At 69.8% G+C, this 12,517-nt stretch carries 16 protein-coding genes; 9 read left to right on the top strand and 7 right to left on the bottom strand.

What is annotated here, in order from left to right; all coding sequences use genetic code 11:
- Positions 1–105: 105 nt before the first annotated feature.
- The 3 genes from AQJ84_RS43080 to AQJ84_RS17605 all read right to left on the bottom strand — a co-directional run bounded on the left by AQJ84_RS43080 (position 106) and on the right by AQJ84_RS17605 (position 1,022).
- Positions 106–276, bottom strand: coding sequence for a hypothetical protein (locus AQJ84_RS43080; RefSeq protein WP_157875006.1), 171 nt, complete (start codon positions 274–276; stop codon positions 106–108).
- 89 nt (positions 277–365) lie between these two features.
- Positions 366–542, bottom strand: coding sequence for a hypothetical protein (locus tag AQJ84_RS43075; protein WP_157875017.1), 177 nt, complete (start codon positions 540–542; stop codon positions 366–368).
- A 93-nt stretch (positions 543–635) separates the two neighbouring features.
- On the bottom strand, positions 636–1,022 hold the full coding sequence (locus AQJ84_RS17605) for a RapZ C-terminal domain-containing protein (protein WP_059198838.1): 387 nt from the start codon (positions 1,020–1,022) through the stop codon (positions 636–638).
- 410 nt (positions 1,023–1,432) lie between these two features.
- On the opposite strand from AQJ84_RS17605, the gene AQJ84_RS17600 reads away from it, so the two are divergent.
- The 6 genes from AQJ84_RS17600 to AQJ84_RS17580 all read left to right on the top strand — a co-directional run bounded on the left by AQJ84_RS17600 (position 1,433) and on the right by AQJ84_RS17580 (position 5,843).
- The gene (locus AQJ84_RS17600) at positions 1,433–2,191 is read left to right on the top strand and encodes a GntR family transcriptional regulator (RefSeq protein ID WP_030041886.1); all 759 of its coding nucleotides are present in this window, start codon (positions 1,433–1,435) and stop codon (positions 2,189–2,191) included.
- A complete protein-coding gene (locus AQJ84_RS17595) occupies positions 2,172–2,789 on the top strand; it encodes a GNAT family N-acetyltransferase (RefSeq protein WP_051870042.1) in 618 nt (205 codons plus the stop codon). Before AQJ84_RS17600 ends, AQJ84_RS17595 begins: the two co-directional genes overlap by 20 nt.
- Positions 2,790–3,085: 296 nt before the next feature.
- Complete coding sequence (locus AQJ84_RS43510) at positions 3,086–3,262, top strand: hypothetical protein (RefSeq protein WP_030041884.1); 177 nt, start codon at positions 3,086–3,088, stop codon at positions 3,260–3,262.
- A gap of 23 nt (positions 3,263–3,285) precedes the next feature.
- Positions 3,286–3,579 carry a Dabb family protein gene (locus AQJ84_RS17590; RefSeq protein ID WP_030041883.1) on the top strand — a complete coding sequence of 98 codons (294 nt, stop codon included), beginning with the start codon at positions 3,286–3,288 and terminating at the stop codon, positions 3,577–3,579.
- A gap of 178 nt (positions 3,580–3,757) precedes the next feature.
- Positions 3,758–4,687: an RNA polymerase sigma factor SigF gene (locus AQJ84_RS17585; RefSeq protein WP_079022742.1), complete on the top strand. Its 930-nt coding sequence runs from the start codon at positions 3,758–3,760 to the stop codon at positions 4,685–4,687.
- A 268-nt stretch (positions 4,688–4,955) separates the two neighbouring features.
- Complete coding sequence (locus tag AQJ84_RS17580; RefSeq protein ID WP_053192807.1) at positions 4,956–5,843, top strand: RNA polymerase sigma factor SigF; 888 nt, start codon at positions 4,956–4,958, stop codon at positions 5,841–5,843.
- A 256-nt stretch (positions 5,844–6,099) separates the two neighbouring features.
- On the opposite strand, the gene AQJ84_RS17575 is transcribed toward AQJ84_RS17580, so the two are convergent.
- Complete coding sequence (locus AQJ84_RS17575; RefSeq protein WP_030041880.1) at positions 6,100–6,297, bottom strand: hypothetical protein; 198 nt, start codon at positions 6,295–6,297, stop codon at positions 6,100–6,102.
- Between the two features lie 195 nt (positions 6,298–6,492).
- Between AQJ84_RS17575 and AQJ84_RS17570 the strand changes: the two genes are divergently transcribed.
- From AQJ84_RS17570 to AQJ84_RS17560, 3 genes are all read left to right on the top strand, one after another.
- Entirely contained in the window at positions 6,493–7,026 is a 534-nt protein-coding gene (locus AQJ84_RS17570; RefSeq protein ID WP_030041879.1) for a MarR family winged helix-turn-helix transcriptional regulator, read from the top strand.
- Positions 7,027–7,039: 13 nt separating this feature from the next.
- On the top strand, positions 7,040–9,574 hold the full coding sequence (locus tag AQJ84_RS17565; protein ID WP_198536392.1) for an MFS transporter: 2,535 nt from the start codon (positions 7,040–7,042) through the stop codon (positions 9,572–9,574).
- Between the two features lie 85 nt (positions 9,575–9,659).
- Positions 9,660–10,481 (top strand): YceI family protein, encoded by an 822-nt coding sequence (locus AQJ84_RS17560; protein ID WP_053192805.1) that lies wholly within the window; start codon positions 9,660–9,662, stop codon positions 10,479–10,481.
- A 39-nt stretch (positions 10,482–10,520) separates the two neighbouring features.
- Here AQJ84_RS17560 and AQJ84_RS17555 read toward each other — a convergent pair whose 3' ends face one another.
- The 3 genes from AQJ84_RS17555 to AQJ84_RS17545 all read right to left on the bottom strand — a co-directional run bounded on the left by AQJ84_RS17555 (position 10,521) and on the right by AQJ84_RS17545 (position 12,480).
- A complete protein-coding gene (locus tag AQJ84_RS17555) occupies positions 10,521–10,910 on the bottom strand; it encodes a hypothetical protein (RefSeq protein WP_030041874.1) in 390 nt (129 codons plus the stop codon).
- A gap of 87 nt (positions 10,911–10,997) precedes the next feature.
- A complete protein-coding gene (locus tag AQJ84_RS17550) occupies positions 10,998–11,708 on the bottom strand; it encodes a GAF and ANTAR domain-containing protein (RefSeq protein ID WP_030041873.1) in 711 nt (236 codons plus the stop codon).
- A 52-nt stretch (positions 11,709–11,760) separates the two neighbouring features.
- Positions 11,761–12,480, bottom strand: a complete 720-nt coding sequence (locus tag AQJ84_RS17545) for an ANTAR domain-containing protein (RefSeq protein WP_053192803.1) — start codon at positions 12,478–12,480, stop codon at positions 11,761–11,763.
- Positions 12,481–12,517 lie beyond the last annotated feature (37 nt).

Here is a 12,517-nt window from a genome sequence, read left to right as displayed (position 1 = left end):
AGGTGCGGCGCAGCCGCAGAGGGCGGCTGGAGTGCCCCGGGCCGCAGTCGATGCGGCGCCCTCGCGGCTGGATGCCGGGGCGATGGTGCTGGGGGTGGTGGCCTGTTACTTGAGGCCGTAGGAGACGCCGCCCTCGCGGTCCATCTGGTCCATGACCTTGTTGATCTGCTCGTGGTAGTGCTGGTGGCGCGGGTCGTCTGCCGGGGTGTCGGCGGCGAGGCGGGCCGTCTCGGAGATGTAGTGGCGCATGTCGTCGGCGCTGGGGTGGCTGGACATGAACGCTCCTCAAGTCGGTGTCGGTCGGGTCCGGTCTGTGCCGGCTCCCCTCGACCCCGCCCGTGCGGGACGGGCGGGGCGGGCAGCCGTCAGAACGTCTGGCTGATACCGCCGGGGTTGCCGCCGTGGATGATCCGTGAGCCCTCGCCGGTCTGGACGACCGTGTGGGTCGTGCTGCTGGAAGCGGACTCGGTCGTGATCGTGTTGCCCGTCCCGCCGTTCTGGACGATGACGACACTGTTCTTGTTCTCGTCGCGCTTGCTCATGGGTGTGGCTCCCTTGGCTGGCTGGCTGGTGGTGTCGGGCCGGTCTGTCCGGCTCCCCTTGCCGCAGGCCGGGGCCTGCGACGCGGGCAGTCGTCAGCGCTGGACGACGTCCTTGGCCATGTCCCGGTGGCGGATGGTGACCCGGTGGCCGGCCGCGCTGAGCCGGTCAGCGAGGGCGCGGGCGAAGGTCGGGGCGCGGTGGCGGCCGCCGGCGCATCCGTCGGCGACCGTGACGGTTCCGGCGCTGGGACCGGCCGCGAACGCGGCAACCGCCGTCGCGGTCGCCTCCACCAGGGCGGCGATACCGGGGGTGTTCAGCACCGCCGTGCGCACCGGCTCGTCATCGGCGGTCATGTACCGCAGCTCCGGCGACACGTGCGGGTCGCGGAAGTGGTGACGCAGGTCGATGGTCAGATGCGCGGCCGGCGGGGCGTCGTGCAGGTAGCCGAACGAAACGATCTCCACGGCAACAGCGGTCATTGAGGACTCCAAGGAAGCGAAGGGATGTTCCGGCTCCCCTCAGCCCCGCTCGTACGAGACGAGCAGGGGAGGCAACCGGCCCGCAGAACCGCTGCGGGCGTCGGTCGTGCTGTACCGCGCACAGGACGAACCCGTACGCGCTCGCCCACCGCTGCGAGCGGGGGCGATGGTCTTACTTCGACACTCTGTTGAGTTCTCAACCAACGAACGCTTCCTTCGTACTCACCCCTGCGGGCTTTCCTCCGGGCGCACCTGTACCGCAGTGCTGTACGTGACACCCCGTCTAACTTGTCTGGAGGAGTGCCGCTGAGCAAGAGACTGCACGAGCCGCGCTTGGAGAGTCAAGCCCCCTGGTCTAACTTGTATGGAGGAGTCGGAGTAGAGGAGGCGCATTACCGGTGCGACGCGGCATGACGAAGGCGCAGGAAGTCGCCTATGACCTGCGCGAACAGATCGAGTCCGGGCATTTGGCGGGGGGCGCAGCGCTCCCCAGCGAATCGAAGATGATGAGCCAGTACGGCTACAGCCGCGAGACCATCCGCGCCGGCGTCCGCCTCCTGGTCGAAGAGGGCCTAGTCGTCACGGGGCAGGGGCAGGGGAAGTACGTCCGCGAGGACTATCCGCCCGTCGTTTGGAACTGGACCACTCTGGAGAGTCGGAGCCGCCACGCCACTGCGGTCGAAGGACGAACCGCCGGTGACCAGTGGGCCAGCGCCATTGCGGAGAACGGCAACGCCCCCCGCCAAGACATCACGGTGTCGATCGTCGAGCCGCCCGCCCACGTACGCGAATGCCTCGAACTGCCCGCAGACGGTTTGGCCGTGGCGCGCAAGCGTGTCCGGTACATAGACAACCGGCCCTACGCTCTCGCCGACTCGTACTTCCCGCAGGAACTCGTGACCGGCACACCTTTGATGGAGCCGCGCGACGTCTCGGCGCCCGGCGGCGTTCTGGCTTCTGTGGGACTTGTGCAAGCGAAGTACAGGGACGAGATTTCAGTCCGTATGCCGACTCGACAGGAGGCCGCGCTACTTGCCCTCCCTGCGGCTACACCGATCGCAGAGCACACCCGAACAGGCTATGACGCGGACGGCCGTCCCCTCCGCTGCATGGTCACCATCCTCCCCGGAGACAGGCACAAGATCCTCTATGAAGTCAGCGCCGACTGAGTACCTTCGCCCCGCAGCGGCGAAGGATGTACCAGCCCTTTTGGCTCTCCGAACAGAGGCCGAGGGGTGGCTACGCACCAAAGGAACGGATCAGTGGAGCGACGCGGAGACCGGTGAACGCGCCATCGCGAAATGGCGCGCCAGCATAGATGAGGGGCGCGCATGGGTCGTGGTCGGCGAGCATGACGAAGTGCTCGCGACCGTGAGCCGGGGCCCCGTTGACCGAGACTTCTGGAAGGACTCCGACCGTCCGGAGGCAGCGCTGTACCTCTACAAACTGATCGTCGCGCGCGAAGCGTCGGGGCGGCATCTGGGCACACGAGTCATCGACTGGATGTCCCGCCTTGCAGCGCTGGAAGGGCGAAGCTGGGTGCGCATCGACACGTGGCGCACGAACACGGGGTTGCACGCCTACTACGAGCGGCTGGGCTTTCAGCACGTCCGCACTGAGGCTCCGTCACACAGGCGCTCGGGGTGGCTCGCGCAGCGACCGGCGGGTGAAGTCACCATGCCCGACGACCTCTTGCCCGTCGGCCTCCGCCAGGGGCAGCACGGGGACGCGGCCGCGCCCGTCGGGGTACCGCTTCAGAGGCGCTAACGCGCTGGTCAGCCGGTAGCGCTCCGTCTCAGTTTCCGTCTCATTCATCCCCGTCCACCGTCGTTCACAGCGGTTCACGCCACGGGCACGCGTACGGGAATGAACGAGGTTGAACGGCTCCGGATCATGGTCTGATCAGTACGAACAGACCTCGAAAGCGAGTGTGGCGCAAGTCACCGAGGGTTCAAATCCCTCCGCTACCGCTTGAGAAGGGCCCCGTCGAAAGACGGGGCCCTTCGTGCGATCATGTGCGCTCGTCGGGCGCATCAGTGACAGGGGAGACAGGGGAGGCCGCAATGGCGGTGAACTCGAAGAAGATCGCCGTCTACGTGGTCGTGGTCTTCGTGCTCTATGTGATCATCACGGACCCGGCCAAGGCCGCGGACTACGTCCAGATAGGGTTCGAGGGCATATCGGACGCCGCCAAGGCGGTCGGGGACTTCTTCACCTGGGTCTCCGACGGGGCGCAGTAGCGGCGCGGCAGCTAGGAGCGCACATGATCCGCCACCTCGTCCTCTTCAAGCTCAACGACGGCGTCGAGCGCGACGACCCGCGGGTCGTGAAGGGTGTCGAGGCCTTCCGCGCGCTCGACGGCAAGATCCCCGAGATCCGCTTCTGGGAGCTCGGCTGGAACCTCAGCGACCGCCCCATCGCCCATGACTTCGCCATCAACTCGGGCTTCGACGACCTGCCCGCGCTGCGCCGGTACGTCGAGCACCCGGACCACCAGGCGGGCGTGACCCTGTGGCACGAGTTCGCCACCTGGGTGATCGCCGACTACGAGTACTGAGCCCCCGCGCTCACCGAGCCCCCTCTCCTCGAGGCCCTCCGCCGGAACGGCGGGGGGCCTTTCCGCGTCCCACGCCCCAACTCTTCACTCAACACGGTGTTATGCGGTGCTTGCACACAGTGCACATGTCTTGTGATGCTATGACCGCTTTTGACGGATGAGTTGACCGATGAGTCCGATGAAGACCGATGAAGAGGTGGCGTTGACCGTGTCGGCCAGTACCGCGCCGCCCCAGGAAGTCGCCGAAGTCCCCGCGGCCGTCCCCGCGGCAGCCCCCGCGGCAGCCCCCGCGGCCACTGTGGCCGCCACCGCGGCAGCCACCCCGACAGCCGCCCCGGCGCGCAGCCGCGGCGCCGACACCCGGGCACTCACCCAGGTGCTCTTCGCCCAGCTCAAGGGACTGCAGCCGGGCACGCCGGAGCACAACCGGGTGCGCGGGGCACTCATCGAGGCCAACCTCCCGCTCGTGCGCTACGCGGCCGCCCGCTTCCGCTCCCGCAACGAGCCGATGGAGGACGTCATCCAGGTCGGCACCATCGGCCTCATCAACGCCATCGACCGCTTCGACGCGGACCGGGGCGTGCAGTTCCCGACCTTCGCGATGCCCACCGTCGTCGGCGAGATCAAGCGGTACTTCCGCGACAACGTCCGCACGGTCCACGTACCGCGCCGGCTGCACGAGCTGTGGGTGCAGGTCAACAGCGCGACCGAGGACCTCACGACAGCCTTCGGACGCACCCCGACGACCGCCGAGATCGCCGAACGGCTGCGCATCACCGAGGACGAGGTGCTGTCCTGCATCGAGGCCGGACGGTCGTACCACGCCACCTCCCTGGAGGCCGCCCAGGAGGGTGACGGGCTGCCCGGCCTGCTGGACCGGCTCGGCTACGAGGACCCGGCCCTCGACGGCGTGGAGCACCGGGATCTCGTACGGCATCTGCTGGTGCAGTTGCCGGAACGGGAACAGCGCATTCTTCTGCTGCGCTACTACAGCAATCTCACCCAGTCTCAGATCAGCGCGGAACTCGGCGTCTCCCAGATGCACGTCTCGCGGCTACTCGCGCGTAGCTTCCAGCGGTTGCGCTCCGCGAACCGGATCGACGCGTAACCGTATAGAGGATCGAGCGGTCACCTGCAGGACTGAATCGCTCACCAGCGCGGATCCCGGCTCTTCTGTGCCGAAACACCGTCAGACCCCCTTCTTCCAGGGCGTATTCGCGTCTCGCATGTCGACATGTCACTACAGCGTGTTGCCGACATGTGACATTCTGCCGGAAGCGCGTTTGCCGGGGCTTCGGCGCCGGTATTCAGGTGAGGGCTGGCGTTCCGCGAATGGAGCGTCCGCCGCGACCGTCCCGCGACCCAAAGGGGGTGGCATGTCCGCAGATCAGGGCAGCTCGAAGGTGCTCACGCTCACGAAGAGCGAGCCTGCGCCAGCGCTCGACGACGTAACGGCCGTCGAGGCCGCGCCGGCCACGGCCCCGGCCCTCCCGACCTCGGGAGCTCTCGACACCCGCACCCTGTCCCGCTCCCTCTTCCTGCGGCTCGCCGCACTCGACGAGAACAGCCCCGAGCGCGCGTACGTACGGGACACCCTCATCGAGCTCAACCTCCCGCTGGTGCGCTACGCGGCCGCCCGCTTCCGCTCCCGCAACGAGCCGATGGAGGACATCGTCCAGGTCGGCACCATCGGCCTGATCAAGGCGATCGACCGCTTCGACTGCGAACGGGGCGTCGAGTTCCCGACGTTCGCGATGCCGACGGTCGTCGGCGAGATCAAGCGGTTCTTCCGCGACACGTCCTGGTCGGTCCGCGTCCCGCGCCGGCTCCAGGAGCTGCGGCTCGCCCTCACCAAGGCCAGCGACGAGCTCTCCCAGAAGCTGGACCGCTCGCCGACCGTGGCGGAACTCGCCATCGTGCTGGGCGTGTCGGAGGAGGACGTCGTCGACGGCCTCGCGGTCGGCAACGCGTACACCGCCTCCTCGCTCGACTCCCCGGCCCCCGAGGACGACGGCGGCGAGGGCTCCCTGGCCGACCGCCTCGGCTACGAGGACACGGCTCTGGAGGGCGTGGAGTACCGGGAGTCGCTGAAGCCCCTGCTGGCCAAGCTTCCGCCCCGCGAGCGGCAGATCATCATGCTGCGCTTCTTCGCCAACATGACCCAGTCCCAGATCGGCGAGGAGGTCGGCATCTCCCAGATGCACGTCTCCCGGCTGCTGACGCGCACGCTGGCGCAGCTGCGCGAAGGCCTCATCTCCGACTGACGCACGTCGGGTTCCGAGGCTTCGTGTGTGACGGGGTGTCGGAGTGACGGGGTGTCGGCCACCACGGCGCGACACTTCGAGCGTCACGTCCCGGACGGACTCATGGCCGTCGGTGCGCCCTGCCGGGCGCGTCGGCGGCCGTCGTCCGTCCGGGGGCGTATCGGTCGCATACGCACGCTCCCCCCACCCGAGCACAGCCGGGAGTGGAGGGAGGGTGCACAGGAGGACGAGGGACGTGTCCGTCCGCCGGTAGTGCCTACTTCAGCGCGAGCCAGGCCACGGCCGCGACGATCACGACGGCGGCCACGACGCCGATGATCAGACCGAGGCGGGGTCCGCTCGAGGAGGCGGCCTGCTGCCGGCTCCCCGGCGGGGCCTCGTCGACGAACGCGCGGAACATCTGGGTGCTGCCGGCGGGGTCGTGGTTGCCCTGGGGGCCCTGGGTGTTAGCCATGCCCCGAGACACTAGCGAATCCGGGGGTGTGGCCCAAGTGCGGGCTCCGGGTCCGCACCTCATCCCCTCACCTGTGCGTTTACGGTCGCAATACTTGCCTTTGCCAAGTTTTTGGGCGCGACCACCCCGGATTTATTTGCCTGCTACAACCAACCTCTCCTATGGTTGCCCTAAGCAACGAACACGGGAGGTGTGATGGCCGAGCAGGCGCAGTACGAGGAGCTGATCCGTCAGTTCAGCGCCTTCGGCGCCGTGAAGCGGGAGATGGGACGGATCATGCCGTCCGACTGCCCGAGCGGTTCGGCCGCCGTGCTGACCCTGCTGGGCCGTCACGGGGACATGCGCATGAGCAAGCTCGCCGAGCTGCTCGCCGTGGACATGTCGGTCACCAGCAGGCATGTGGCCCACGTCGCCGAACGCGGCTGGATCGACCGCTCCCCCGACCCGGCGGACAAGCGCTCGCGCATCCTGCGTCTCACCGCCGCGGGCGAGGCCCGGCTGGCGGAGATGTCCCGGCTGACCTGCCGGATGCTCGCCGAGCGGCTGGGCGACTGGAGCGAGGACGAGGTGACCCAGCTGACCGCGCTCATGGCCCGGCTCAGGGCGAGCTTCGACGACTGCCGCGTCCCGCACGCCTCGCACCCCGCGCTCCCCTCCGACACCGAGCCGAGGCCGCCCACCGCACCCGTGCTCGAACAGACCCCCCGTACACCCGCGATCACCAAGTAAGAGAAGGAAGCCCATGGCAACGACCACACCAGCCGGTGTGCGGGCTCACGCCAAGCACGGGGGAGGCACCCCGGACGGCGTCCAGATGACACACCGGCAGATCATGGAGGCGCTCTCCGGGCTGCTGCTCGGCATGTTCGTCGCGATCCTGTCGTCGACGATCGTCTCCAACGCCCTTCCCGAGATCATCGGCGACCTGGGCGGCGGCCAGTCCGCCTACACCTGGGTCGTCACCGCCGCGCTGCTGTCCATGACCGCGGCCACGCCCCTGTGGGGCAAGCTCTCCGACCTGTACAGCAAGAAGGCGCTCGTCCAGATAGCGCTGGTCGTCTACGTGCTGGGATCGGCCGCCGCCGGGCTCTCGCAGAACGCCGGCATGCTGATCGCCTGCCGGGTCGTCCAGGGCATCGGCGTGGGCGGCCTCTCCGCCCTCGCGCAGATCGTGATGGCCGCGATGATCTCCCCGCGTGAGCGCGGGCGTTACTCCGGCTACCTCGGCGCGACCTTCGCCGTCGCCACCGTCGGCGGCCCGCTGCTCGGCGGTGTCATCACCGACACGAGCTGGCTCGGCTGGCGCTGGTGCTTCTACGTCGGTGTGCCGTTCGCGGTCATCGCGCTGATCGTGCTGCAGAAGACCCTGCACCTGCCCGTCGTGAAGCGGGAGGTGAAGGTCGACTGGAGCGGCGCGTTCCTCATCTCCGCCGCGGTGTCCCTGCTGCTGGTATGGGTCACCTTCGCCGGTGACAAGTACGACTGGATCTCGTGGCAGACGTACGCGATGGTCGGCGGTTCGGTCCTCCTGGGCCTGCTGTTCGTGCTGGTCGAGTCCAAGGCGAGCGAGCCGATCATCCCGCTGCGGCTGTTCCGCAACCGCACCATCACCCTGTCCTCCGTCGCCTCGCTCTTCGTGGGCGTCGCGATGTTCACCGGCACGGTCTTCTTCAGCCAGTACTTCCAGCTGGCCCGTGACAAGTCGCCGACGATGTCCGGCGTCATGACCATCCCGATGATCGCCGGTCTGTTCGTCTCCTCCACGGTCTCCGGCCAGGTCATCACCAAGACCGGCAGGTGGAAGTACTGGCTGGTCAGCGGTGGCTTCCTGGTGACCGCGGGGCTGGGTCTGCTCGGCACCATGCGGTACGACACGGACTACTGGAAGATCGCGATCTTCATGGCGGTCATGGGCCTCGGCATCGGCATGATGATGCAGAACCTGGTCCTGTCCACGCAGAACCAGGTGGCACCGGCCGACCTCGGCGCGGCCAGCTCCACGGTGACCTTCTTCCGTTCCCTCGGCGGCGCGATGGGCGTCTCCGCGCTGGGTGCGGTGATGGCCCACCGGATCACCGACTACGTCAAGGACGGTCTCACCGACCTCGGCCCCAAGTACGCCTCGGCCGCCTCCGACGCGGGCTCCGGCACCAGCAGCATCCCCGACATGGACGCGCTGCCCGCGCCGCTGCGCACGGTCATGGAGAGCGCGTACGGGCACGGCATCGCCGACGTCTTCCTGATCGCCGGCGCCATGGCACTCATCGCCTTCTTCGTCACGCTGTTCATCAAGGAGGTTCCGCTGCGGACCTCGGGCGCGCTGGCGCAGGCCGCGGAGAGCAAGGCGGAGGCGGCGGCTCCGGCCGCCACCGCCGGATCGCCTGCCGAGGAGCGGGTCCCGAGCTGGGCCGGCGCCACCACGCAGGCCGGTGACGAGGCCGGTGGGGCGGGCACGCAGAAGCTCGCGGCCGTCGCCACGGTCGAGGCCCCCGCCTCCTCCTCCGGCGCCGGTCACGGCGGAATCCCGGTCCACGGTTTCGTCCGCGGCGCCGAGAGCGCGCCCGTCCCGCGGGCCGCCGTCACGCTGATCTCGCTGGCCGGACGCCAGCTCGGCCGGTCGGTCGCGCAGGCCGACGGTTCCTACGCGGTGGACGCGCCGGGCACCGGCTCGTACGTCCTGATCGCCTCCGCCGACGGGTTCCAGCCGCAGGCGTCCACCGTGGTCGTGGGCGACGAGCCGGTGTCGTACGACATCCTGCTCAGCGGCACCAGCGGGCTGAGGGGTGTGGTGCGGGCCGCGCAGAGCGGGCTGCCCGTCGAGGGCGCCATGGTGATCGTGACGGACGTGCGCGGTGACCTGCTGGCCAGCGCCGCCACCGGTGAGCAGGGCGAGTTCTCCTTCACCGAGCTGGTGCCGGGGACGGTGACCGTCGCCGTGAACGCCGGCGGACACCGGCCGCGCGCCCTGCCCGTCGAGATCGGCGGCACCGGGGTCACCCGGGTCGAGGTGGACCTCGACGCCGGAGCCCTGCTCCAGGGCGTCGTCCGGGCACCGCACGGTCCGTTGGCGGACGCGCGGGTCACGCTGGTCGACGCCGCGGGCAACGTGGCCGGGACGGCCACCACCGGGGCGGACGGGGCGTACGCCTTCACCGACCTGGACGGCGGCGACTACACCGTGATCGCCACGGGATACCCGCCGGTCGCGACCGCGCTGACCGTGTCCGGTCGCGGAGTCGACGACCACGACATCGAACTCGCCCACCCCGGCGAGTAGTTCAGCCCCGGCCCGTGGCGGCGTGCGCGCTCTGAGCGGAGGCGCGCACCGCCACGGGCCGGTCTCATTCAAGGAGTTGCGCGAGATGGGACTGACCGCGAAGATCCGCACGCGGGACGGATGGGCCGTGTCGCACGCGGTCGTCACGGTGACCGACACGACCGGCTCGCAGGTGCTGCGGGCCGAGGCCGACGGCGACGGGGCGGTACGGGACACGACCGCGCTGGCGCCCGGCGCGTACACCGTCATCGTCACGGCGGTCGGGTACGCGCCCGCCGCCGCCAGTGCGATCGTCACCGCGAGCGGGCGGGCCGAGGTCGGCACCGTGACGCTGGCCCGGCAGGGCGGGACCGAGCTGCCTCCCCCGGGGCCGTGGACCGTCGACCCGGCGCACTCCGGTGTGGCGGCGGTGGCCCAGCACCTGGGGATCTCCAGCGTGCGCGGACGGTTCACCGAGTTCACCGCCTCCATCGAGGTCGCCCCCGACGACGTCACCAAGTCCCGGGTGGAGGCGGTCATCCGGGCCGCTTCCATCGACACCGGCAACGCCGTGCGGGACACGCACCTGCGGTCCGCGGACTTCCTGGACGTGGAGCGGTTCCCGGAGATCACCTACCGGTCGACGGGGCTGACGGCCGCCGGCTCCGACCGGTGGACGGTCCACGGCGAGCTGGAACTGCACGGTGTCGTACGGCCGGTGGACCTGGACCTCGCCTACCTGGGCACCGGCGCGGACCCATGGGGCGGTACCCGGGCGGCGTTCCGGGCGACGGCCCAGCTGCGGCGCGAGGACTTCGCCATGGACTACAACCAGGTCGTGCAGGCGGGCATCGCCGCGATCGGCACCACGTTGAAGGTGGAGCTGGACATCCAGGCCGTGCAGGGCGAGTCACTGCCGCAGGCGTAGGGCGGGCGGTGCGACGGACGGTTCGGGTGCTGCGGGCGGTCACAGGAGGCCGACGACGCGGGGCGGGGCGAACAGGTGGCGGGCGCGGTGCTCCTCGGCGGCCATGACCGCACCCGGGAGCAGGTCCGGCGTCCGTCGCCCGGTCCGCTCCAGAGTGGTCCGGTGGTCGGCGCAGGTCCCGCAGGTGTCGTCCCAGTCGGGCAGCGCCTCGCGGTGCGCGTCGGCGATGTGCCGGCTGAGGTTGATCTGTGTGGCGACGATGCTGTCCGTCACGTCCCAGTCCACGCCGGGATCCTCGGCGGTCAGGCCGGCGATGACGGCCTGCACGTGTTTCATCGCCTCGTAGCGGCGGATGCACTCGGCGCAGTCCCACATCCAGGCGGGCGGCAGCGGCCACTGGTCCTCGGGGTCGAGCTCTTCCGCGCTCATACGCATCACGCTAGGGGGTCGGAACGCGACCCCGCAGGCGTCCGGCGGAACTGACGGACACGGAACCGGCGGACCCTCGGCAGAGGTTCAGTTGCTCTCGCGTGTCCTGCGTTCGTTGGTGCCGCTCACCCGGGCCACCAAGTCGGTGCACAGGTCACGGAGTTTCACGTTGTGGTCCTGGGAGACCCGGCGGAGGCGTTCGAGGGCGATGCGGGCGTCGATGCGTTCCTGCGCCATGAGGATGCCGATCGCCTGGTCGATGACGCTGCGGGAGAGCAGCGCGGTGCGCACGTCGGCGGTGGACTCGCGGCGGCGCTCGACGCGCAGGGCGACGTTGATCGCGTCGGCCGCCCGGGCGGCGAACGCGCGGGCCGCGTCCCGCCCCTTGCCGAGCGCCCCGGCCTCGACCCCGTAGAGGTTGAGGGCGGCGCCTCTTTCGCCGTCGACGTCGATCGGCACCGCCAGCACACAGCGCACGCCGGAGGACAGGGCGTACGACGTGTAGGTGGGCCAGCGGGTCTCCGCCTCCAGGTCGGGCGCGTACTGCTCCTCGTTGGTCTCGGCGGCCTCCACACAGGGCCCCGAGCCGTTCTCGTACTGGCGCTGGTCGAGGCCGCTGGGCAGACCGCTGCTGCCGGCCAGCGTCAGCAGCCGGTCGGCGCGGCGCACCGTGATGCTGCACGCGGCCGCTCCGGGCACCGACTGCACCGCGCGGTCGGTGAGATCCCGCAGCAGCGTGTCGAGTCCGCTGCTGCGCACGATGGCCATCTCCAGCGTGTCGGGCGTATCAGGACTCATGGAGGTACGGATATCCCGACGACGCCCGTTAACGCCTTCGGGGTGCCCGGCCTCAGGTGGCGTTGTTCGCGTCGACGATGCGGCGGGCGAGGTCGCGCAGCTTGACGTTCTCCCGCTGCGAGGCCTTGACCAGGGAGTCGAAGGCCTCCGCCGCGTCCATGTCCATCCGCTCCATCAGGATCCCGGTGGCCTGTCCGATCAGGTCCCGGGTGCGCATGGCCTCCGTCAGCTGCTCCCGTACGGTCGCGGAGTCGAGGGCCAGGCTGACGTGCGCGGTGAACAGCCGCCCGATGCGGGTGGCGGCCTCGTCGAAGGCGCGCGGCTTGCGGGAGTACGCCGTGAGCACGGTCAGCCGGCGGCGTTCGGCGCGCAGCCGCAGCGACAGCGCCGACCGCAGGCCCTGCTCGGCCAGCAGGAGCCCGCCGTCGTCCGCCTCGCTGTCCTCCAGGCGCACGACGGGCGCGGTCCACAGATGCTCCCAGTACGGCGTCTGCTCCCGCCCCGGGTGTGCGTGCTCGTCGCCGCCGCTGCCGCTCCCGCTCCCGTACCCGGCCTCGGCCGAGCGCACGACCTCGTCGGTCCAGGCGACCGTACGACGGTGCTGGGGACGCTCGATGACGGAGATGCCCGCGTGCTCGGCGCCGGGCAGGATGTGGACGGCGAGGCGGACCGCGGTGCGCATGGTGTTGTGCGGGGTGACCGTGTCGTGCAGTTGCCGAGCCGCCACCGTCAGGGCTTCCGCCAGCTCGAAACCGGCAGGGAAACGGGGCAAATCAGGAAAGTCGGACGCAGCCACCACGAACCTCTTC

The sequence above is a fragment of the Streptomyces resistomycificus genome, from assembly GCF_001514265.1.
Lineage (GTDB): Bacteria > Actinomycetota > Actinomycetes > Streptomycetales > Streptomycetaceae > Streptomyces > Streptomyces resistomycificus.
Note: the sequence above shows the minus strand (reverse complement) of the source record. Positions and strands in the feature narration are given on the sequence as shown.

Bases quoted from the DNA above. Each gene is read 5' to 3' on its own strand.
- AQJ84_RS43075 (WP_157875017.1), bottom strand. From the start codon at position 542: ATGAGCAAGCGCGACGAGAACAAGAACAGTGTCGTCATCGTCCAGAAC.
- AQJ84_RS17600 (WP_030041886.1), top strand. From the start codon at position 1,433: ATGACGAAGGCGCAGGAAGTCGCCTATGACCTGCGCGAACAGATCGAG.
- AQJ84_RS17575 (WP_030041880.1), bottom strand. From the start codon at position 6,297: ATGGCTAACACCCAGGGCCCCCAGGGCAACCACGACCCCGCCGGCAGC.
- AQJ84_RS17550 (WP_030041873.1), bottom strand. From the start codon at position 11,708: ATGAGTCCTGATACGCCCGACACGCTGGAGATGGCCATCGTGCGCAGC.
- AQJ84_RS17560 (WP_053192805.1), top strand. From the start codon at position 9,660: ATGGGACTGACCGCGAAGATCCGCACGCGGGACGGATGGGCCGTGTCG.
- AQJ84_RS17590 (WP_030041883.1), top strand. From the start codon at position 3,286: ATGATCCGCCACCTCGTCCTCTTCAAGCTCAACGACGGCGTCGAGCGC.
- AQJ84_RS17595 (WP_051870042.1), top strand. From the start codon at position 2,172: ATGAAGTCAGCGCCGACTGAGTACCTTCGCCCCGCAGCGGCGAAGGAT.
- AQJ84_RS17605 (WP_059198838.1), bottom strand. From the start codon at position 1,022: ATGACCGCTGTTGCCGTGGAGATCGTTTCGTTCGGCTACCTGCACGAC.
- AQJ84_RS17580 (WP_053192807.1), top strand. From the start codon at position 4,956: ATGTCCGCAGATCAGGGCAGCTCGAAGGTGCTCACGCTCACGAAGAGC.
- AQJ84_RS17555 (WP_030041874.1), bottom strand. From the start codon at position 10,910: ATGAGCGCGGAAGAGCTCGACCCCGAGGACCAGTGGCCGCTGCCGCCC.
- AQJ84_RS43080 (WP_157875006.1), bottom strand. From the start codon at position 276: ATGTCCAGCCACCCCAGCGCCGACGACATGCGCCACTACATCTCCGAG.
- AQJ84_RS17570 (WP_030041879.1), top strand. From the start codon at position 6,493: ATGGCCGAGCAGGCGCAGTACGAGGAGCTGATCCGTCAGTTCAGCGCC.
- AQJ84_RS43510 (WP_030041884.1), top strand. From the start codon at position 3,086: ATGGCGGTGAACTCGAAGAAGATCGCCGTCTACGTGGTCGTGGTCTTC.
- AQJ84_RS17565 (WP_198536392.1), top strand. From the start codon at position 7,040: ATGGCAACGACCACACCAGCCGGTGTGCGGGCTCACGCCAAGCACGGG.
- AQJ84_RS17585 (WP_079022742.1), top strand. From the start codon at position 3,758: ATGAAGACCGATGAAGAGGTGGCGTTGACCGTGTCGGCCAGTACCGCG.